The sequence below is a fragment of the Psychrobacter sp. ENNN9_III genome, assembly GCF_001462175.1.
Classification (GTDB): domain Bacteria; phylum Pseudomonadota; class Gammaproteobacteria; order Pseudomonadales; family Moraxellaceae; genus Psychrobacter.
On sequence record NZ_LNUO01000112.1, the window covers coordinates 1 to 20,263 of the forward strand.

A 20,263-nucleotide genomic window follows, 5' to 3' on the forward strand; every position below is an offset into this window, starting at 1 on the left:
AAAAAAACCGCATGATATTAGCATCATGCGGTTTTGTTACCTTAAGAGCTGGCTCTATTATTTCAAACTACTCATTTACTATTAAGCAAGCATACCACCATCGACTACGACCGTAGCGCCCGTGGTATAGCTCGACGCATCAGACACTAGGTATAATACCGTACCTGCCATCTCGTCCGGATCGGCTACGCGCCCTAGTGGAATGGCATGTAGCGCCATTTTTAAGACTTTATCATTAGTGGTTAAGGCAGAAGCAAACTTGGTATCAGTCAGACCCGGCAATAACGCATTGACGCGAATATTTAATGGACCGCACTCTTTGGCAAAGGCTTTGGTCATGCTAATCACAGCGGCTTTAGTAATTGAATAGATGCCTTGCTTATCACCTGCGACCAAGCCATTGACTGATGCCGTATTTAAAATTACTCCACCGCCCTGCTCGCGCATCATTTTACCCGCCGCCGTCGACATAAAGAAATAACCGCGAATATTAACTTCTACTGTTTTATCAAACGCGCCCAGATCCGTATCTAGGATATGACCATAATAAGGATTGGCGGCAGCGTTATTGACTAAGATATCAAGTTGACCAAATTCGCTTTTTATATGCTCAAAAACTGCCTCAATCTGGTCCATCTCACCGACGTGACAAGCAAAGGCGCTGGCTTTATGACCATCAGCTTTGATGCTATCGGCGACCGCTTGGCACGCGTCTATCTTACGGCTAGAGACAATCACATGCGCGCCTCTAGATGCCAATAGGCGGGCGATAGACTCACCAATACCGCGGCTCGCACCTGTGACCAACGCAATCTTACCCGTTAAATCAAATAAATCTTTCATCATTATTCCTTATGTTTTAAATTAGCTATTCAATCTTTTATCTATTCCTTATGTTTTAAATTAGCTATTCAATCTTTTATCGTAAATACTTAATAAATTATAGTCAAAAAACTGCAAACTCATTACAAGGCAGCCAAGCGTAGATAGTACGCATAGTACATCGAGCGAGGCTAACGCCGTAATGGTTTAGCAGTTATTTGAATATTAAGCCAACATACCACCATCAAGGGTAAACGCATGACCATTCATAAAGCTACTCTCATCACTCGCCAGCCACGCAATCGCACCTGACACCTCATCAACGTCACCTAAACGGCGCATTGGGCTGGCTTTAATGGTCGCTTGCTGGGCGCGCTCGTCCATATTTGCCATGGTATTACGTACCATCGGCGTATCGATAAAGCTTGGACAGATGGCATTAAAGCGGATATTGACACGCGCATATTCATGAGCCGCAGACTTGGTTAGCCCCATGACACCATGTTTGGCAGCGCTATAAGCAGAGAGTAGCGGTGCAGAACGTAGTCCTGCGATAGACGCGACATTGATCACATGTCCACCGCCATTAGGTGCCATACAAGCGACAGCGGCACGCATACAATGCCAGACGCCTTTTAGGTTGACGGCGATATTACGATCGAAATCTTCATCGCTCAGCTCATGCATGGGTGCTGGCTTGTGATCGATGCCAGCATTGTTTATCACCACATCGAGGCCACCGAGCGTCTCCATGGCAAAGGCAAATAGCGCCCGTACTTCATCGCCGCTGGTGACATCGACTTTTTTTAAACACGATACTATTACCAGCGTCTTGTGCTTGCTTGGCAACAGCTGCCCCCATCTCTTCTGCTAAATCACCAATCACTACTTTGGCCCCGCGACTGGCGAGCAGTAGCGCACTTGCCGCACCGATACCAGATGCCCCGCCAGTGATTAAAATGCGTTTACCAGTTACGTCTGAAGCAATTCCATTTGTATTTAGCGTCATATTTTATTCCTTTAAAAGAGTATTATTTTATCTGTGATAACTGTCTAAAAAGCGATGTGACTACTGTCTAAATTCTTAAAACCACGCGGCTTGCATATCAGTACAAACCGAATTGTCATTATTTAACAGCTCGATATCGCGATTGATTAAGGGTAATTCCCAATCGATAAAGTATTTTGCTGCTTGTAGTTTGCCTTTGTAAAAATTCTGCTGCTCAACATCTTGCGTCGTACTTAGTAGTTGCTCCGCTTTGCTCGCTTGGCGAATCCAAATCCAACTGACCACGATGGTTGCAAAGATATTCATCAATGCTTGTGCGTTACCGGTCAACGTTACTGCCTTTTCCGTTTGCAGGATTTTGCTTAAATGCACGAGCACTTCATGCAAATGACCCATATAAGGCGTCAATTTACCGGCAAGTTTGGCAGTCTCTGGTGTACTAATGCTTTCTAGATCTTGGGTGATTTCACGTTTTAGAACTTGAATACCAAGACCCTTGTTTTGCCACAACTTACGGAATGACAAATCTAACGCCTGCACACCATTTGTGCCTTCATGAATGGGGTTGAGACGGTTGTCACGCCAAAACTGCTCGGCCTGATATTCACGCGTATAACCTGCACCGCCCAATACTTGAATACCCAAATCATTGGCTTTCGGCCCATATTCTGACGGCCATGCTTTGAGTACTGGCGTTAATAAATCCAATAATTCTGATAGCTCGTTTTTGAGTGTGGCGTCTTCACAGGTATTGATACGATCAATCAGGTTTGAGCCGTATAAGCACAGTGAAATGCCGCCCTCGCTATAAGCTTTTTGCGCAAGTAGCATGCGTTTAACATCACCATGATTGATAATCGCCGTTGCTGCATCTTCAGGTTTATTGTTCGGTGCGATTCTGCCCTGCGTTCTGTCTTTGGCATAATCAAGCGAGTACTGATAACCACGATAGCCAATCATCGCCGCGCCAAAGCCAACCGCGATACGTGCCTCGTTCATCATTTTAAACATATAACGCAGACCAAAATGCTCTTCACCAATAAGGTAGCCATAGCACTCGCCTGCATCGCCAAAGCTCAACGCCGTAGAAGTCGCTCCTCGATAGCCAAGTTTATGAATGAGTCCGGTTAGATGGACATCATTGCGCTCGCCGACCGATAAATCATCATTTAGTCGATACTTGGGTACGGCAAATAAAGAAATACCTTTGACGCCACCAGGACCGCCCGGTACTTTGGCTAATACTAGATGCACGATATTATCAGACAGTTCGTGATCGCCTGCTGAGATATAAATCTTGCTACCTTTGATACGGTAGCTACCGTCGCCTTGCTTGACAGCGGTGGTTTTAATATCAGCCAGTGACGAGCCAGCATGCGGCTCGGTCAGTGCCATCGTTCCTGTGAACTCGCCCGTTAGCATACGCGGCATAAAGGCATTTTTAATCTCATCACTAGCGAAATGTGAGATGACATTGATTGCGGCCGTGGTCAAAAATGGATAAGCAGTGGTCGATGGATTGGCTGCCATAAAATAGCCTGCCACCGCCGTCATGACAGTTTCCGGTAGTTGCATCCCGCCATCGTCAAAGCTATAACGACCCGCTATAAAGCCTGACTCACGAAAGGCATCAAAGGCAACTTTTACATCGTCTATCATGCTGACTTTTTTGCCGTCAAACTGTGGCTCGTTTTTATCTGCTAAATGGTTATGCGGTAAAAACAAATCAGTGGCAACTTTATTAGCGGTGTCGAGTACGGCGTCGAAGGTTTCGCGGCTATGCTCTGCAAATTTTGGATGCTCGGTTAAATTTTCTGCGCCCAGTACATCATATAATTGGAACGGTAATTCAAAGTCGTTGATAAGCGTATCTGCTGCCATAGTATTCTCGTTAACTTATTAAATTTGGTGATAACTTGATAGTAATCTAATTTAATGCCTTGCCGTATTGTCATTTATGACATAATTAAGGTTAAATAAGACATTCTTTCTAATGTATGGTGAGTGAACTTCAAATTACGCTTAGCGCAGCTGGGGGAGATTTTTGCAGCCCCTGTCTGGCGAAGCGCACAGCACGCAAGAAAATCTTTACCAGCTGCACGCAAATATTAGCGAATGCTTTTATTTATTATCAGCTATAGATTTGCATACACCTAAAAGGAAACTAAATTTTGCCCTACTCCAAACCCTTTAAAGTCATTATCCTTGGTTTCGATGGTGTGCTTGGTAGCGCTCTGACAGGGGCGTTAGATTTGTTTTCATTTACTGGCGTCAGCTGGCAGCGCTTTTTGGATGAGCGCGTAGAGCCAAGGTTTAATGTGCAGATTGCAAGCTTAGGCGGTGCGGATATCAGATGTAGCAATCGCTTAATCATGCAAGCGCATTGCGATATTCGGCAGGTGACGGAATGCGATTTATTGTTAATCCCAACGATTGGCGATTCCATCGATAAAGTGCTGAGTCAGAACGCTGAGTTGATTGAACATATCAAGCGGCTGGCGAGTACCAAAGCCGATATCGCCAGTAACTGTAGCGGTGCGTTTTTTTTGGCAAAAGCAAGCTTGCTCGATGGCAAAGTCGCGACAACCCATTGGGGCTATGCCAGCAAGTTTAAGGCAGATTTTCCATTGGTTGATTTGCAAGAAAACCAGTTTGTCACGCAAGCAAAAGGCGCATCTAAAACCCAATTTGGCGATATATTTTGTGCGGCGGGCGGTAGCGCCTTTTATGATTTGGGATTATTATTAATCGAGCGCTATTGTGGGCGCGAGATTTCGACCCAAGTGGCTAAAACCCAGATCATCGATAGCAAACGTGGCAATCAAAACAGCTATATCAACGTGACGCTACATAAGCCACATGCTGACCAACTGATTAAGCAAGTACAAGAGTTTATCGAAGAGAACTTTAAGCAACCTCTACAGGTGAGCCATTTGGCCGCCATGGTCAATGTCACTCCGCGTACTCTAAACAGGCGTTTTCAATCTTGCGTCGCGATGCGCCCGATTGAGTATATTCAAGCGGTCAGAGTCGAGCAGGCCAAACGCTTATTAGAAACAGGCGATGTGACGATAAAATCGCTCGCCGAACAAGTTGGCTACGATGACATCTCATCATTTACCCGCCTGTTTAAACGCGCCACCGAGCTGACCCCGAAGGAGTATCAAGAGAAGTTTTCACGCTTAGCGATTTAATAGTATTTGTTAAACATAGCTTTTAACGCGGCGCTTTGAGAGTTTTTTGAAAATATATAAATAGCAAAAATCCGGTCTGAGTTTAAACCAAACCGGCTTTGTCACTATTGTAAGTCTCTATTAGTACAGTAGATGTGCCACTGATGTAATAACCACTAAGCTAATAAGCGTACGGATAATAAAGATTGCAAACAACTCTAAAACATTAAGTTTGATGTTCGATTTCAAAATTAGCGCGCCAACTTCAGACATGTAAATAATCTGCGTGATAGAGGCAGCGCCAACGATAAAGCGTGTCATCTCACTCTCGATACTCTTACCGACCAACGCTGGTAAGTACATATCAGCAAAACCCATAATCATGGCAGGGGCTGCTTTGGTCGCTTCTGGAATTTGTAATAAATCGAGTACGGGAACTAATGGCGCGGCAATCCAATCAAATACAGGGGTGTATTCAGCCAAACCCAGACCAATAGTACCGATTGCAAAAATAATCGGAATAAGCCCAAAATAAATATCAAACAGGTTTTTTACGCTATGTTTGAATACGCTACCCAAGTCTGGCATAGAGTATGCTCGAGTCACTGCCCGGTTCAGTGCCCACTGCGGCATACTGTATTGTGCAGGAATGTCTTCATCCAACATACATTTACCAGAATGATAAGTATCAGGTTTTAATGACAGTGGCGGGATACGCGGCATAATAGTAGCAGCGATAAAGCCCGTCAACGCGATGGTCAAGTAAAAGAAAACAAAATTATTATCTACCCCAATAGTCTTGGCAACGACATAAGTAAAAGCGATAGAGGTTACCGAAAAAGTCGTGGCAATAATGGCCGCTTCACGCTGGCTATAGTAGCTTTTATCATACTCCTGCATAGTAACCAGCAGACCAATAGAAGCTGCACCAAACCAAGAGGACATGGCATCGACCGCTGAGCGTCCTGGCAGTTTGAACAGTTTAATAAACACCTTACTAGCTAAAGTTCCCAAAAATTCCATCAAACCAAAATCAGTCAAAAACGGCAAAGATAGGATGGCAAAGAAAAATAGAGGGATTAAAATAGGAATAAGATCTTCGAATATGACGCCGCCAGTATTACGATTGATAATAAATTCTGGACCTACTTGAAGAAAAATCATCCAAATAAACAACGTGCCTAAAAAACGTGCAACAAGCCACAACCAATCGACATCGAAGAGTTTTTTTTAGTAAAGAGTCTGGGTGTAAGTTAGGACGCAATACTTTGACTGCGAGCGCGCCAATAAAAGAAGTCGTGACTATCGCAAGGGCAATATAAGCGACATAACCACCCAAAGCGGCTTGCAAAGCATCGGTTAATACACCAAGTAAAATAGTAACTTTACCATCCCATTGAAACGGAATAATAAATAGCGCAATACCAAGCGCTGAAAACAATAAAAACTTCCACAATGACGCGCGCCATTGCTCTCCTTGCGGCGTTTTTGAGTCGACAGCATCATTGCCTAAAACAGGCTGTTGCGACTTATTGATATTAACCGTCATTTAATTCCTCCATGATGGGCGGCTATCGCCAATATTTTCCATTTTGGCTGTTTGACTGACTCTTAAAATTGCTGAGTTAGCTGAGTTCCATATCCCAAAAACACAAACTCTCTACACTAAGAGATAGCTGATAAGTCTTATCTATTTAATAGTAGATAAGTGCTTGTCTTTTAAATAAAGTAAGCTAGCTGAAACTTTTATAGGTCTTAGCCATTTTTGTTAGAAACTCATCGGCTTCGTCTACTTCATAAATGATTGGCTGCTTACCATTGATATCCTGTTGCAAGGCTTCTACTAGCTGCTGCTTATCGGTGATTCTACGATAGCCTGCGCCAAACCCTGCGGCCAATGGCTCAAAATTAGGTGTCTTGATATTGACGCCAATCAGTGGCAAGCCGCCCTCCTCCATATAACGACGAATCTCACCATAACCTTGGTTATTCCAAAGTAGGACAATCAATGGTAGCTCAAGCTCGGCCGCGCAGATAAGTTCTGCAATGGTAAACTGAATACCACCGTCACCAATAAGACTAACAACAGGAGCTTTCGAGCCAATCATTGCGCCAATCGCAGCAGGCAAGCCATAACCTAAGGTGCCAAATCCGGTTGATGAGTTAAACCACTTACGAGTCGCCAACGCCTCAAAGCCAAGGTTGCCACTATAGACAGGCTGCGTCGAATCACCAACGAAGATGACATCTTTTACTTCATCTCTAATCAATTGAAGCAGTGCATTTTGACCAGCAAAGTCCGGGGTTATCGCTTCTATTAACGTCTGCTTTACCTTGGCTACTCGCGCTGCTGCCTTATGACCGAGATTGTGATTTTCTAAACGTGTACATAGCCCACTAATCGCCATCTGTGCATCAGACAATACGGCGATATCCGCTCTAAAAGGACGCTGCAACTGCTGAGCATCGCAGTCAATACGAATGAGTGTGCCGTTGATTTGGAACTCACCATTAAAGAATACGTCGTAATCGGTCTCACCAAGCTCAGTACCAATCGCCAGTACCATATCGGCCTCGCTAATGACGGCGCGCCCAGCTTCTAACGACTGATTGCTACCCAGACTGAGTGCGTGACCAGGTGGCAGCAAACCTTTGGCATTGATGGTCAAAAATGTCGGGGCATCGATAAGCTCAGCCAGCCTTTGTGCATCGTGATCGACATCGACGCAGCCACCACCGTAAAGCAACACTGGGTTTTTTGCGCTTTTTAACTGCTCAACGATTAAATCAAGCTGTGCAGGATTGGGCAGCGGTCTTGTGACCTGTGGTCGCGCCAAACTTGCTACACTCTTATCAATTTTAGGCGGCTTGGCGACATGACTGGCATCGGTGGTGATCACATCGATAGGCAACTGAATATGCACCGGTCCCGGACGCGCGCCATCAAACATGGCAAAGGCTTCGGCGATAACTTTGGGCAAAGATTCAGGTTGCCAGATGGTTTTGCTTGCAAGCGCAACCTTGCTGACCATGCCCTGCTGATCGTGCAACTCATGCAAATGCCCTTCACCACTTCCTGTGTCCTCAACTTTATTGACACTAGATATCACCAGCATCGGGATAGAATCTGCTAACGCTTGTGCCATCGCAGTCATGATATTAGTCATGCCGGGGCCGGTGATAATAAAGCATACCCCAACTTTACCAGAAGCACGATAATAGCCATCGGCCATAAACCCAGCGCCTTGCTCATGACGCGGGGTCACATGGCGAATATCGGTATTAGGCAAACCACGATACAGCTCGACCGTGTGCACACCAGGGATACCAAATACGGTCTCGACCCCATAATACTCTAGCCACTGCACGAGTAGCTCACCGCAGGTCAGGGACGAGGTTGCTGGCGATAAAGAAGGCGTTTGCGTTGATTGCGTCATGAATCGGTCATCCTAAAAAAGTTCACTGAATATTCGAGCAATTATCAAAACGGTATCTCAAAACAACCCTTATATTATTTATAAAGGTTGCTTGTTAGAGAGATATTTTTTCAAAACTGTCTTTTTAGAACAGCCCCTTTCGATAAGAGTGGTAATTTAAACCTGTGATTAGTAGACTGCTTTGACTTTGTCGTCATAGCGCACACCTGGCAAGATACATAGCATCTCAAACAGCAAGTTTGCTGCTAGCACTGAGGTGTTACCAAACGGATCGTATGGCGGTGACACTTCGACCAAATCGCCACCGACCACGTCAAGGCCGCGCATACCGCGAATAATCTCGACACCTTGTGTGGAGGTTAAACCGCCAATTTCAGCCGTGCCCGTGCCAGGTGCAAACGCTGGATCAATGCCGTCGATATCGAAACTTAAATAAACAGGTCCATCGCCAAGCTTTTCACGCACTTCTGCCATGAGCGGCGTAAGCGACTTGTACCAGCACTCCTCCGCTGGCACCACGCGAAAGCCTTGCTGGGTCGACCAATCGAACTCTTCAGCACTATAGCCCGTACCACGCAAGCCAATCTGTACTACGCGATTGCCATCGATTAAGTTTTCTTCGACAGCGCGGCGGAACGGGGTGCCGTGAGCGATTTTTTCGCCAAACATATCGTCATTAATATCAGCATGAGCATCGATATGCACCATCCCGACAGGGCCGTGTTTTTTGGCAAGCGCACGTAGAATAGGCAATGCAATGGTATGATCACCGCCCAAGGTTAACGGAATCGCGCCATGACTGACGATATTATCCGTGTAGAATTTTTCGATGATATCGACGCTTTTTTGCAGGTTAAAGGTATTGATTGGCACATCGCCAATGTCAGCGACTTGTAAAGACTCAAAGGGCGCTGCACGCGTGGCGACATTATAAGGGCGAATCATACGTGACTCATCGCGAATCTGTCTTGGACCCAGTCTGGCACCGCTACGGTTCGACGCCCCGATATCTAAAGGTACGCCAACGAATGCAGCGTCTAACCCTTTAGCATCAGCCTGCGTAGGCAGACGCATCATAGAGGCAAAGCCGCCAAATCTTGGCATATCGTTGCCGCTTAATGGTTGATTGAATTTCATCATTCACATCCTTGTTTTATCTGATTTACGGTAGGCAATTTGTTATATGCTTTGACAATACCTAAATACCGGAGTATAGACCATGGTAAAATTTAGAAGTAAACTTCTGGTTTTTCGTAGTAACTTTGATTTATTCGTCATAATTAGAAGTTTACCAAAGTTTTAGAAAGGTATTGTAGCTTAAAGAATTGATGGAATAAGTACTGGAGTATAACTCTTAATGCTAGATGAACTAATAAAAATAGACATCAAAACCTTACGCAGCTTCATGGCTATTGTAGAGTGTCAGGGTGTGACAGCGGCGCAGACGCGCTTAAATGTGACCCCTTCTGTCATCAGCGGTCATTTAACGCATTTAGAAGATCGCTTGGGTATGACGCTCTGTCATCGCGGACGCGCGGGGTTTAAACTGACCGAGGATGGCGCGGCAGTCTATGAGGCCTGTTTGAGCTTTACCGAAGCAGTTGCCAGCTTTCAACATCAATTGCATTATATTCGGCAATTAGACTCTGTTCATGGCGGACATATTCGGCTGTGTCTCATCGATCAGATGCCAGCGTTTTTTTATGACGCGTTACAACAGTGCTTATCTACAAGTTATAGTAAGAATCCATTGATTCACTTCTCTATCGATGTGCAAAGCCCAGAGAGTATGCTAGATAAGCTTTTGAGCAACGAGAGTGATATTGGTGTCGGGTACTTTGGCAGCTTTCCTCCTCTATTAACTTTTAAACATGCCTTTGTTGAAAAGCAAGTGGTCTGCTGTGGCCGCAAGCACGTCTTGTTTAATGAAGCAGAAGGCTTGACTTTTGAGGACTTAGAACAAAACTACTCATGGATCAAACGAGGTTACATTACTGAGCATAGCATTAACCATATTCGCCCTAAGACACTGAGCGCCACCACTTATCATATGGAGGCAACAGCACAGTTAATTCTTGCAGGTCATCACGTCGGTTACCTACCAAATGATTTGGCAAAGCGTTATGAGGGAATGGGACTGATGAAAATTTTATTACCTGATGAGGCAAGCTATGAGGTGAGTCATCATTGGGCTTATCGACAAAACCTGCATAAGCAAGTTGGTGCTTTTTTGCAACAAATGCTTAGGCTATTAACACAGCAAACACATTAGTTTTATCAGCTTACATTTATTAAAATGCTATTGAAGCATAAAAGCCAAAAAAAGGAGACAATATTAATATCATCTCCTTTTTATATAAACTTTATAACCAATCAATTACTCGGCAGCGATGGCGATCATCTCAACCAAGAGCTCAGGACGTGCCAGCGCTGACTCACCACAAGCACGAGCTGGTGGCTGAATACCTTCAAACCATTCATCCCATACTTCATTCATCGCAGCAAAGTCTGCCATATCTTTTACCCAGACCGTCACTGATAGTAGTTTTGATTTATCACTACCTACTTCTTCTAACAATGTTTGTATCTTCTCCAAACAAGTCAATGTCTGCGCTTTGATGTCGTCATCGCTATTGCCCACTTGACCACATAAATATACCGTTTGGTTATGTACAACGATTTTACTCATACGTTGATTACTATGTAGCTTTTTCATCGTATTAAATCCTTAATTTATTAAAGTGCTTGAATCGGTGATGACTCAGTTAAAAAATAATCGCTTAATTAGAAAAACGCTGAGCGCTAAATGGTGCCAAATCGACCAGTACCGGCTTTTCATGAATCATCTCTTCTACGACGCGTCCTGTCATCGGCCCTAACGTAAAGCCTTGATGACTGTGACCAAAGGCAAACCATAGCTTGTCATGCTTGGGCGCAGGGCCAATGACCGGCTTCATATCCGGCATACAAGGACGCGAGCCTGCCCACGCTTCGCTCTCGACAGCATCATCTAGCGGTAGAATTTTGCGCGCGAATTTTAGGACGGTCTGCAATTGACCAAAGTTTTTTGGCGCGTTCATAGTGGTCATCTCAGCACCAGTCGTGATACGAATGCCTTGCTGCATTGGCCCCATAACAAAGCCTTTATCCATATCAAACATACTGTGATGGATGGTGTTTTTATCCGTTACTTTAAAGTGCTGATGATAACCACGCATCGGGAACAACGGCAGGTTGTAGCCAAGCGGTCTGATCAGATCATTTGACCAAGGGCCAGCCGCGATGACCAATTTATCACTATAATAAGTGTCGTTATCAGTAACAATTTTCCAGCCTTCCCCCTCTTGTACGATCTCTTTTACATCGCTCTCTTTGATCGTACCTTGCATCTCTTGGAAATTTTTTGCATACGCTTTTACTAAGGCGCTTGGGTTAGATACTTGCCAAGAGTTTTTCCAATGAATTGCCCCGACAAAACCATCAAAATTAGCACTTGGCTCCATCGCTTTTAATTCTTCAAGGTTTAATACGTTATGCTCAACACCTTGCGCGCGAGCATCAATAGCTGAGGCAATCGCTTCTTTAAAGGTGTCTTCAGAACGATGCAGCTGTAACCAACCATCACGAGTAATCAGCTCATCAGCGCCGGACGCTGTAATCATGGTCTGATGCTCACTTGTACAATGTTCAATCAATGTCTGCCATTCAGCCTCGATTTTTTTGACTGATGCAGGCGAAGAGTATTTCCAATACTGCAATAGCGCTTGATGATAACGCAGAATGGCTGGTATGCGATAACGAATGTCAGTACCTTGGTTAGGCAATACTCTAATCATCTCAGTGATCTGACGCGGGAAAGGATGTGTATGAATCGCTTCGCGCTGGATCAAACCAGCATTGCCATATGAGGTCTCTGACCCTGGCAATTTTTTGTCTAACAATAATACCTGCGAACCATTATTTTGCAGGTGCCACGCAATCGATGTGCCAACCATACCAGCACCAATAACAATAACCTCATAGCGCATAGAACATCCTTTCTTGATAGGTAGTAGAGTCTTGCAAATTAGGGGGTGATAATAACGCGAACCTGATAATTAATAAACCCATATTTGACGGATTTTTTTGCTATTAGGTACTTTTGGTTATGAGCATCTAAAGAGAGGTAAATTGGTAGGAATAATAGGGTCATTAGATATATATTTGATGCGGAAGCTAGTTCGCATGGCTCATAATGAAACTAAACAGCACTATGGCTGTGAGCGATTGCATGCTCATCTTGCAGAGCAAGCCCATCATATCAGTTAATACATGGTCAGACAGGTTTGGGCTATAAGACGCCAAGACAGATGAGATTTGATTATTATTGTCAAGCTGCGTAATTAAAACCTTCCAATTTTAGTTGTACGGATTTGACGGCAGGGGTTAGAAGGCTACCTGAGTGGCAAATAGTATACATTTATTATGAAGTCTATCTAAAGCTCTTCACTTTGTGCTGCATAAGTGTTTAAGGCATTAGTGCACATATCAGCGGTTTCATATATAAATTTGTACCAACCTTCAGAATCCTTATACAGATGAATACCTGAGTTTTGTATTAAGTCTTCATCATATTTACAGTTCATTGCCGAGAAGTCTTTAAGATTAAGTTTTTCACATTTTCGCTCTTTGTCAGATAGTAATGGCTCAAAGCCCCAAACTGTTAAGCTACTACTAATACTCATAGGCTTCGCTTCGTCATGTGAGCATACCGATGTAAAGTTAGAAATGAGTATTTTTGATGTTACTTCGATTTCGTTCAAATTTGTACTTGGATTAGCTGGTTCTGTAGTTGTACCACTGTTATAGCAAGAAGACAGTATCAACATAGAAGAAAGAAAAAAGAAAAGTTTTTCATGATTATTTATCCGCATTATCCAAAAAAGAGTTAGGATTGATTAGGTCACTTCTAGCTACCTCATCTTCTGCTTTGACTTTTATCGAACCCGGTGCCAATTCTCCGTATCTAATAATATGGTTTTGATGCTTAATAGTCACAAAATCGGTGCCCGCATAAAAGCTACCAGTACTTAATACGACACCTGACTCCATTGCTCTTACAGTTGTTCCAGTTGGCGCATATAAATCTGCTCCCGCATGTTTGCGTTTACCGCTTGAACGATTACTTCCAAAAGATCTCATGTCTGATTTGTAATCTGCAGTTGCATTTATTGGCAACGGGTATAAGTAGTTTTTAGGCTTTCTAGCCTTATAAACATAAGGAATACCGTTTCGATCAGCACTTGCTGTAATGACATCTTTCTTAACTTCCTTACCGTCTTCATACACCAGTACGGTTATATCAACACCTACTAGCGAATCATGTGTTCTACCTCTCGTACCATCATTTACGGTCACAGAAGTGTTCTTACCATATTTAGCAGACTGAGTGATATATGAAAGCCCCGATAGTGGCTTATTTGTTGCTTCATCAACGAACTTTATGGTGATTTTAGCCTCATCTGAGGCAACCTCAAGCGTCGGCCCTGTTTCTGTCTTTTTTTCAACCTCCGTTACCTTTGGCTTTTCTACTTTGATGACAGGGTCTTGCTCTGTTTGGGGTTTTGGCTTGTCATCTTGTTTACTGGTCTCTGGAGTAGTCGATGCTTCTTAATTTAAGATATCTGGTACATTGCTAATATCTTCTTCGGTGATGTTTATACCTATTATCATAGTCCATTGTTTGGAGCCATAGGTAACGATGGCGGTTGTCTTAGCTCTATCTTGTCCATCGATAACGGTAAGCTTTTGACCAACAAGGGCTTTTATAGTGCTAATACCTTGGTTGTTTGCTCTTTTTATAGCAGATTGTTTGCCACGGTATAGGGTTTTAAACTCGTAATGTGGTATGGGTTGATTGTTGTTGTCGACAAATTTGATGCTAAAGGCTACAACTGGGACTTTGAGTACTTTAGTCTGTCCGTTTAAGTCACCTGTGACAGGGAATGCCATGCTGTAAATGGATTAGTATTTCCTATACGTGCAGACTTAGTTTAAATAAGAATAAAATCTAAAATTAGAAAGGACATTCAATAGGTTTTTCATTAACTAAAAAGCCATTTGATAATTATAAATACTATTAATACATATTTTCACATCATCTATATAATCAAATTGCTTGGCTGTCTTATAAATATTATAGTCAAAGTTCAAGATTTGTTCTGAACCCTTAATATTTAGGTCTTTACTTATAAAGTTTATCAAAGCTGTCCTATCTTTAACTTCAATTTCAAAAGATCTAATCCCTAAGTTTTTTGTTTTAAAACCTAAATCTACTTCTTCCTCACTTACACTGTCAAGATAAGATCTTATAGAAAAATTTAAAGGATTACTTGTATTTGATTGCCTAATAATATATTCAGACGTGCTAAATGACTCTATATCTTTACTGTCAAAGTAAATTTTTTACTTCTAATACTATGTTTTTATATAAATCATTTATGGTATTTAACTCTTTCTCTTCTTCAATACTATGATTAACAGCATCATGGGTGCAAGATACTAAAAATAAAAGACCTAATAGGAAAATTGATACCTTAAACATGATTCTAACCTTCAAATTACCAACAATATGTTTTTAAATATAACTATTAACCGACTAAAATACATCGAACCCGTGTGTTACCGCCAACTGTCTCTTCTATAGTTGAATAGGTTAATTCTACATTATGCTTCTGTAAAATACTCTTATTGATCGAAGGCTTACCTTTTAAAACAATATAATATCCAAAATTTTCACTATCTCCATTTTGAGCAAAACTAGAAATCCTAAGTACTCTCACACCGAATTTATTGAAATCGGTATCCATATTTTTAGATATTTCATTTTTCGTTTTCTTAAATGTACTATTTATTGATTTTACATTTTTTACTTTATATCTATTTCCAATGATAAACTGGCTATTTCTTTGCTTTATTGATGAATTTTCCAAAAGATTCGTGTAAAAGCTTATTAGTTCTCCACTTGAGGTGTTAAAAGAACAGTTCAACGTAGATTCGCTTATTAAGTATTGAACATCAATCACTTCACTTGAGTTCAATTGATTATCGTGTATTTCTGCCTGTGTACTGGTAGATGTGGTTAGCAGTAGAAGTACAATCCAACTAACCGTTTTCTTTACACTATCGAGTCGAGGTAGAGTCATGGGAGTTTAGTCCTTGATCAATTAAAGATTGGGTATCAACTATAGGTGCTGGTTGCTGAGAGTGTGAACCCCAAGCTTTTTTAGGATAGTAATAAATATACGTACTAATTTTTCTACTATCGAATGCTATCATTTGATCTTGATTACCTCCCAACCTGTAGAATCTATCCTTATTTTTTCTACCTATTACAAAGCATACATGACTAACTTCTTTGCTCACTGCAATTGCACCATACACTGGATTCTCAATTCTTACGAAGTTAACAGTATCTTTCTTAAAGGCTTTAGCTCTTACTTTATTATAAGGATCGTTAGTGGTGACCATTGAATAACCAGAATCTTTTAAGCAGTAGTTCACAAAAGATGCACACCAAGCTTGAGCAGTACCTACAAGTGATTGATAGCTACTGATACCTACTAAATTATGATAATTGTCTTTTATATTCTTCTCATGAGTGCCTTTCCATTGTTTATCTTCACGAATAGCTATTCTCATCCATGGTGCAATATCAATTGAGCTATTGTTTGTGGGGATTTGAACAACTTGTGAACAGGTGATTTTGAAATCCTTATACTTTAGGCCATTTGTCAAATAATGACTGACTGCTTCTGCTATTTCAGACTTCATGACCTTACCGTCATTGTTAGGATCAATTTTATTTTGAGGGTAAGCTTTTACTCTTAATTTTTTAACTTCAAAACAACGTTAAATAAATTAAATATTGATTGAGAAAAAATATTAACATCTTAATATGTAATTTTTTTGATTTCTTGAATATAATAAATTTTTTCAAGTTTAGGAGTGTAATACCTTTAATTATATTAAAAGAAAATTATTCCATCTTTTCGATAGAGTAAGAATAGTTGTCACCTTCTAAATAATAGCTCATGTCTATCGAAAATTCATTTTCATCAGTTTTTCGAATTGTACCAAATTTCTTATTTTTTCTATGTCATAAATCTCAATACTGTTATTATCGGCTAACTTTATATAACACCTTAATTGTTTGTCTGTTTGATACCCCTCCATATCAATTTTGCAAATATTTTTAAAAACTTTTAAATTATAAAAAACACCAACGCCAGTTCCAAGATCTTTGTCAGTTTGATAATTATTATACTTGTACACACCATAAAATTGAGAAACGTAATTTTTTGAATTGCTTGAAATGCTATCAATTACTGGTGAATTGGAACAAGATGCTATTCCAACTACAAATATAAGTAGTATGGTTGTTCTCATATAAATCCTTGTTAACCCAATTATTAAAAGCGCACTTTATATGTTTTCATTTTTATCTATTAGTAGCGTTTGATTCTTTTTATTTTTCAATAGAATGATTAATCGAGTCATAAAGCAAGATATTAAAGACACAAGGCTTGATAAAAGATAGTTTTACCAAATATAATTTTAACTTTACGAATATGAATAATTACTTACATACAGAAATCACCTTAGAGTTAAATTTTTGTTTATACCTATTAAAGTCTTCTATTAGAATATTTTGAGTTTCTTCTGAATTGTCAACATTAACATCGTATTCTATATCTGCTTCCATGACTGCTCCATTTTCATTTAAGAAAAATAAATTTCTTTGTAAGCTAGTTGTTATTTTACTATCTTTAAAAACCAACAGATCCTCATATCCTCCAAAACCAGACTCATTATACAATGTAACTAATGAAAGACATTCTCCATTATTTAGTTTAAATACCTCAACAGTTTGATTTAGAACAAGACCATCATCAGGAGTTACTTCGAAGCTATCGTTCAATATTTGTAGAGGAATAGATCCTGTATTAATTTCAAGACCAGAAGAAAATTGATCGACAACCTTACTCTTTGTTTTTTCAATGTTTGTACTTGTGTTTATACAAGCGGTTCCTGAAAGAGCGACAATATATATGGCTATTAATTTTAGTGCTTTATTCATACTTCTCTCCTTAATCAAATATTAGTTTTTTATAATTTCCAATACCTATTTTTAATAGCTGAGGTTTTAAGTTCCTCCATGTCTTATTTTTGGGTTTTATTTGGAAGTGAGGGTAGTCTTTTTTTCTCGTCCAACTTCCTCCCCCATTCTAGACCTAAACTTATACCAATTGGTCCCAGCTTTTTACTATGTTCTATCGATAAAGAGTTGCTTTTTAAGTATGTAATTTCTTCATTAGTTACAGATACTACATCTATAGCAAGACCGTATTGATGATAACTTTGTAAAGCTCCAGCTGAGGTCACTTTTGAAGAAAGCTGATCTTGCGCCTTAGGGCTTCGATAACCATCAGTAATTACCCAGGTTATACCAGTTTTTTCATAACCCTCATTAATCAATTTTATTACGTATGGTTGATAAATTGGATGTAAAGCAGCAATATTATTCATAGTTCTTTTGTAATGTTTTCTACCGCCGCAAGCTAGTGGATTAAGTTTTAAGTTATTAAATTGTTCTGATGGCGGTTGTACTACTTGAGAGTAAGTAGATTTAAATACCCTATTTTCAGGTTTTTCCCCGTCATTATAATGATGCGCGATCTCTTTTTTAACTTCCCATGCGTAAGTCACACCACCTGAAAACCCTCTTTTTTGCCATTCTCCTTTTTCTTTCATAAACGCTGGATTCTGTTTATAAGCATTTCCTTTTACTTGTCCATTGTCTTTGAATATAACGTCATTATCATCTACATCATCACCAGCAGGTCTGACAGAATTTGGATAAAGTATAGTTAAGTACATCTCAAGAAAACTATCAATTTTCTTATATCGATTATTATACAATTGAAAATACTTCTTAACCCAATCTAATTGTTCTACAGCTAACATATTGAGCAATTCTTTACTAGAAACTCCTAAATCTTCCCGTACAGCTGCACCCATTTGAACTAACCCAACATAGCCGAGAGAATTAACCTTAGAAGGATCAAAACCTCCACCTGTTTCTAGATGCATTAATGCCATTAAATTATTAGCCATTGCTAAATAGTCATCAGGCCATAAGTCTTGGCTTATCTCAACTACCTTTTTTCTAAAATCACAGTCTACTTTTGCACCCCAAATCAAATCATGCGCCTTACAAATACAAGCACCATTAGTGGTAGCGACATCCTTTGGCGTACCATCAGAGCTATTACTAGGTTTTGTAGTTACGTTTACAGGTTTATCTGGCTTACTTAATTGAGAAGAGCTACCTGTGGATGAAGAAGTAGCGCCACCTTTAGGAATCGTTAATCTATCACCTGGGCGGATAGTACCAATCAGTTTCAAGCCATTAGTACGAGCTAAATCATTAGTATCAACGCCATGCTTTCGCGCAATACTGCTCAAAGTATCGCCTCTTTTAACGATATAACCACCTGATGTAGATAAGGAGCTATTACCTGAAACAGTACCAGCCGCAGGCGCTCCTCCAGCTGGCTTATCATTTTTGCCACCGCTCATAGCATCATTAATACTCTCTAAACCTTCTTTTGCCCTGTTACCTAAAGCGCCTAAACCCTCTCCTATACTTTCAAGAACACCACCGAAAGACCCTTCCCCTTCGTCAGAAGAAGACGGTTTCGATGAAGGTTTTGGTGTAGGTCTCGCAGTGGGGGTGGATTTAGGTGTTGTATGAGTCCGTGCTGAACCAGCGCCACGTAATCTAATAGTTTGCTCTGCTTGTAGTGTTGTAGGGTCGGTAATGCCGTTAATACGTTTCAGCTGCTCTACTGACACTCCACTTCTTTGTGAGATGTCAGATAATGTCTCTCCCTTTTTTACCTTATAATGAGTTTGATTTTTTAGAGAATCAGGTCTGTCATTGGTGATGCTTGTTAAGCTACTACCTTTGGGTGGCACTTTGATTACCTGCCCTGGAACTATTTCATCAGGGTCTTTAATAGTCGATTTGTTCAGCTGCGCTAGTATCTGCCATGTGGTGTTATGCATTTTAGCAATAGTGTATAGATCTTGGCCTTTTTTAACCTCATATTTATCTTTACCTGCAGCAACTTTATGAGTGCTTCTTTTGTATGAGCCACCATTGTTTAGGGCTCGAAGCTTAACTATCTGAATAGAAAATGGCGCTTTGATAGTCATTGTGCCTTTCTGTGTCGGTACAACAATAGGACGTTGAATATCAATCATCTTGTTTGTCAATGGATGCTTGATACTAACAGTTAGCATGGTACCGGGAGGTCTACTAATAGGTACGCCAAGACCTGAAGTATCTGATTTATTTTCACTAATTAATTTTTTTGATTCTCTAATAAGATGATATAAATTTGGAAATGGTTTATTCATCAAATCAACAAAACGAATTTTAATAACAACACTTTTAGCTTTAGTCATTATTATTCTCCTGAGAAGTGTTCTGATCTAAAGTTTGTTTTAATTCGTCATCTTTATTTTTGGTAGATTCTGAACTTTCTTCATCAGGTGCAAATTCAATACCCCAATCCACATCTTTAAAGCCAACTAAAACATTAACCTCTTCCTCTTTATCACTAATCACAGGAGCGGTGCGTCCATGCTCATCTAACACCCCTTCTATCAACTGCCCATCAGGTCGTAGCATCTGAAACTCAATGTCATCAAAGTTATGCTGATAAAATAAATCATAAACATCCAACTTATTACTAAACAGCGGAATGGTCTCAGGC

Annotated in this window: 22 protein-coding genes; 3 read left to right on the plus strand and 19 right to left on the minus strand. The window is 40.7% G+C overall.

Annotation, left to right across the window (positions count from 1 at the left end):
• Positions 1–81: 81 nt before the first annotated feature.
• The 4 genes from PENNN9_RS07025 to PENNN9_RS07035 all read right to left on the minus strand — a co-directional run bounded on the left by PENNN9_RS07025 (position 82) and on the right by PENNN9_RS07035 (position 3,712).
• Entirely contained in the window at positions 82–846 is a 765-nt protein-coding gene (locus PENNN9_RS07025) for an SDR family oxidoreductase (protein ID WP_256713837.1), read from the minus strand.
• Between the two features lie 201 nt (positions 847–1,047).
• On the minus strand, positions 1,048–1,671 hold the full coding sequence (locus PENNN9_RS07030) for an SDR family NAD(P)-dependent oxidoreductase (RefSeq protein WP_264752924.1): 624 nt from the start codon (positions 1,669–1,671) through the stop codon (positions 1,048–1,050).
• Positions 1,601–1,831, minus strand: a complete 231-nt coding sequence (locus tag PENNN9_RS13395) for an SDR family NAD(P)-dependent oxidoreductase (RefSeq protein ID WP_264752925.1) — start codon at positions 1,829–1,831, stop codon at positions 1,601–1,603. Before PENNN9_RS13395 ends, PENNN9_RS07030 begins: the two co-directional genes overlap by 71 nt.
• Positions 1,832–1,906: 75 nt before the next feature.
• Positions 1,907–3,712 carry an acyl-CoA dehydrogenase gene (locus tag PENNN9_RS07035; RefSeq protein ID WP_058368993.1) on the minus strand — a complete coding sequence of 602 codons (1,806 nt, stop codon included), beginning with the start codon at positions 3,710–3,712 and terminating at the stop codon, positions 1,907–1,909.
• 290 nt (positions 3,713–4,002) lie between these two features.
• On the opposite strand from PENNN9_RS07035, the gene PENNN9_RS07040 reads away from it, so the two are divergent.
• Positions 4,003–5,025: a GlxA family transcriptional regulator gene (locus PENNN9_RS07040; RefSeq protein ID WP_058368994.1), complete on the plus strand. Its 1,023-nt coding sequence runs from the start codon at positions 4,003–4,005 to the stop codon at positions 5,023–5,025.
• Between the two features lie 120 nt (positions 5,026–5,145).
• Here the strand turns inward: PENNN9_RS07040 and PENNN9_RS07045 are convergent, their stop codons facing one another.
• From PENNN9_RS07045 to speB, 4 genes are all read right to left on the minus strand, one after another.
• A complete protein-coding gene (locus PENNN9_RS07045; RefSeq protein WP_227511755.1) occupies positions 5,146–6,168 on the minus strand; it encodes a YjiH family protein in 1,023 nt (340 codons plus the stop codon).
• Positions 6,125–6,553: a hypothetical protein gene (locus tag PENNN9_RS13085; protein WP_227511756.1), complete on the minus strand. Its 429-nt coding sequence runs from the start codon at positions 6,551–6,553 to the stop codon at positions 6,125–6,127. The genes PENNN9_RS07045 and PENNN9_RS13085 overlap by 44 nt, the downstream gene beginning before the upstream one ends.
• A gap of 184 nt (positions 6,554–6,737) precedes the next feature.
• Positions 6,738–8,441 carry a 5-guanidino-2-oxopentanoate decarboxylase gene (locus PENNN9_RS07050; protein ID WP_058368995.1) on the minus strand — a complete coding sequence of 568 codons (1,704 nt, stop codon included), beginning with the start codon at positions 8,439–8,441 and terminating at the stop codon, positions 6,738–6,740.
• Between the two features lie 168 nt (positions 8,442–8,609).
• The gene (gene speB / locus PENNN9_RS07055; protein WP_058368996.1) at positions 8,610–9,578 is read right to left on the minus strand and encodes an agmatinase; all 969 of its coding nucleotides are present in this window, start codon (positions 9,576–9,578) and stop codon (positions 8,610–8,612) included.
• A gap of 220 nt (positions 9,579–9,798) precedes the next feature.
• On the opposite strand from speB, the gene PENNN9_RS07060 reads away from it, so the two are divergent.
• Positions 9,799–10,713, plus strand: coding sequence for a LysR family transcriptional regulator (locus tag PENNN9_RS07060; RefSeq protein WP_058368997.1), 915 nt, complete (start codon positions 9,799–9,801; stop codon positions 10,711–10,713).
• A 105-nt stretch (positions 10,714–10,818) separates the two neighbouring features.
• Here PENNN9_RS07060 and PENNN9_RS07065 read toward each other — a convergent pair whose 3' ends face one another.
• The 4 genes from PENNN9_RS07065 to PENNN9_RS07080 form a co-directional block, all read right to left on the minus strand.
• Positions 10,819–11,157: a RidA family protein gene (locus PENNN9_RS07065; RefSeq protein ID WP_058368998.1), complete on the minus strand. Its 339-nt coding sequence runs from the start codon at positions 11,155–11,157 to the stop codon at positions 10,819–10,821.
• A gap of 64 nt (positions 11,158–11,221) precedes the next feature.
• The gene (locus tag PENNN9_RS07070; RefSeq protein ID WP_058368999.1) at positions 11,222–12,469 is read right to left on the minus strand and encodes an NAD(P)/FAD-dependent oxidoreductase; all 1,248 of its coding nucleotides are present in this window, start codon (positions 12,467–12,469) and stop codon (positions 11,222–11,224) included.
• 447 nt (positions 12,470–12,916) lie between these two features.
• Positions 12,917–13,165: a hypothetical protein gene (locus tag PENNN9_RS07075; protein ID WP_058369000.1), complete on the minus strand. Its 249-nt coding sequence runs from the start codon at positions 13,163–13,165 to the stop codon at positions 12,917–12,919.
• Between the two features lie 175 nt (positions 13,166–13,340).
• Positions 13,341–13,838, minus strand: a complete 498-nt coding sequence (locus PENNN9_RS07080) for a M23 family metallopeptidase (protein WP_058369001.1) — start codon at positions 13,836–13,838, stop codon at positions 13,341–13,343.
• A 31-nt stretch (positions 13,839–13,869) separates the two neighbouring features.
• On the opposite strand from PENNN9_RS07080, the gene PENNN9_RS07085 reads away from it, so the two are divergent.
• Complete coding sequence (locus PENNN9_RS07085) at positions 13,870–14,094, plus strand: hypothetical protein (protein WP_058369002.1); 225 nt, start codon at positions 13,870–13,872, stop codon at positions 14,092–14,094.
• Here PENNN9_RS07085 and PENNN9_RS07090 read toward each other — a convergent pair.
• From PENNN9_RS07090 to PENNN9_RS12815, 7 genes are all read right to left on the minus strand, one after another.
• Complete coding sequence (locus tag PENNN9_RS07090) at positions 14,091–14,432, minus strand: hypothetical protein (RefSeq protein ID WP_058369003.1); 342 nt, start codon at positions 14,430–14,432, stop codon at positions 14,091–14,093. The two genes, PENNN9_RS07085 and PENNN9_RS07090, sit on opposite strands and share 4 nt — an antisense overlap.
• Before the next feature lie 638 nt (positions 14,433–15,070).
• Positions 15,071–15,625 carry a hypothetical protein gene (locus PENNN9_RS07095; protein WP_058369004.1) on the minus strand — a complete coding sequence of 185 codons (555 nt, stop codon included), beginning with the start codon at positions 15,623–15,625 and terminating at the stop codon, positions 15,071–15,073.
• Positions 15,603–16,253 carry a TIGR02594 family protein gene (locus PENNN9_RS07100; protein ID WP_058369005.1) on the minus strand — a complete coding sequence of 217 codons (651 nt, stop codon included), beginning with the start codon at positions 16,251–16,253 and terminating at the stop codon, positions 15,603–15,605. Before PENNN9_RS07100 ends, PENNN9_RS07095 begins: the two co-directional genes overlap by 23 nt.
• Before the next feature lie 264 nt (positions 16,254–16,517).
• Positions 16,518–16,868, minus strand: coding sequence for a DUF5991 domain-containing protein (locus tag PENNN9_RS07105; RefSeq protein ID WP_058369006.1), 351 nt, complete (start codon positions 16,866–16,868; stop codon positions 16,518–16,520).
• 190 nt (positions 16,869–17,058) lie between these two features.
• Complete coding sequence (locus PENNN9_RS07110; protein ID WP_058369007.1) at positions 17,059–17,559, minus strand: hypothetical protein; 501 nt, start codon at positions 17,557–17,559, stop codon at positions 17,059–17,061.
• Between the two features lie 83 nt (positions 17,560–17,642).
• Positions 17,643–19,952, minus strand: coding sequence for a LysM peptidoglycan-binding domain-containing protein (locus PENNN9_RS07115; protein WP_058369008.1), 2,310 nt, complete (start codon positions 19,950–19,952; stop codon positions 17,643–17,645).
• On the minus strand, positions 19,945–20,263 hold a 319-nt coding region (locus PENNN9_RS12815), incomplete at its 5' end, for a hypothetical protein (protein WP_197409083.1). The genes PENNN9_RS07115 and PENNN9_RS12815, both read right to left, overlap by 8 nt.

Coding starts and splice junctions, on each gene's coding strand:
- PENNN9_RS07025 (WP_256713837.1), bottom strand. CDS start 846: ATGATGAAAGATTTATTTGATTTAACGGGTAAGATTGCGTTGGTCACA.
- PENNN9_RS13395 (WP_264752925.1), bottom strand. CDS start 1,831: ATGACGCTAAATACAAATGGAATTGCTTCAGACGTAACTGGTAAACGC.
- PENNN9_RS07035 (WP_058368993.1), bottom strand. CDS start 3,712: ATGGCAGCAGATACGCTTATCAACGACTTTGAATTACCGTTCCAATTA.
- PENNN9_RS07045 (WP_227511755.1), bottom strand. CDS start 6,168: ATGATTTTTCTTCAAGTAGGTCCAGAATTTATTATCAATCGTAATACT.
- PENNN9_RS13085 (WP_227511756.1), bottom strand. CDS start 6,553: ATGACGGTTAATATCAATAAGTCGCAACAGCCTGTTTTAGGCAATGAT.
- PENNN9_RS07050 (WP_058368995.1), bottom strand. CDS start 8,441: ATGACGCAATCAACGCAAACGCCTTCTTTATCGCCAGCAACCTCGTCC.
- speB (WP_058368996.1), bottom strand. CDS start 9,578: ATGAAATTCAATCAACCATTAAGCGGCAACGATATGCCAAGATTTGGC.
- PENNN9_RS07060 (WP_058368997.1), top strand. CDS start 9,799: ATGCTAGATGAACTAATAAAAATAGACATCAAAACCTTACGCAGCTTC.
- PENNN9_RS07065 (WP_058368998.1), bottom strand. CDS start 11,157: ATGAAAAAGCTACATAGTAATCAACGTATGAGTAAAATCGTTGTACAT.
- PENNN9_RS07070 (WP_058368999.1), bottom strand. CDS start 12,469: ATGCGCTATGAGGTTATTGTTATTGGTGCTGGTATGGTTGGCACATCG.
- PENNN9_RS07075 (WP_058369000.1), bottom strand. CDS start 13,165: ATGAGTATTAGTAGTAGCTTAACAGTTTGGGGCTTTGAGCCATTACTA.
- PENNN9_RS07090 (WP_058369003.1), bottom strand. CDS start 14,432: ATGGCATTCCCTGTCACAGGTGACTTAAACGGACAGACTAAAGTACTC.
- PENNN9_RS07095 (WP_058369004.1), bottom strand. CDS start 15,625: ATGACTCTACCTCGACTCGATAGTGTAAAGAAAACGGTTAGTTGGATT.
- PENNN9_RS07100 (WP_058369005.1), bottom strand. CDS start 16,253: ATGAAGTCTGAAATAGCAGAAGCAGTCAGTCATTATTTGACAAATGGC.
- PENNN9_RS07105 (WP_058369006.1), bottom strand. CDS start 16,868: ATGAGAACAACCATACTACTTATATTTGTAGTTGGAATAGCATCTTGT.
- PENNN9_RS07110 (WP_058369007.1), bottom strand. CDS start 17,559: ATGAATAAAGCACTAAAATTAATAGCCATATATATTGTCGCTCTTTCA.
- PENNN9_RS07115 (WP_058369008.1), bottom strand. CDS start 19,952: ATGACTAAAGCTAAAAGTGTTGTTATTAAAATTCGTTTTGTTGATTTG.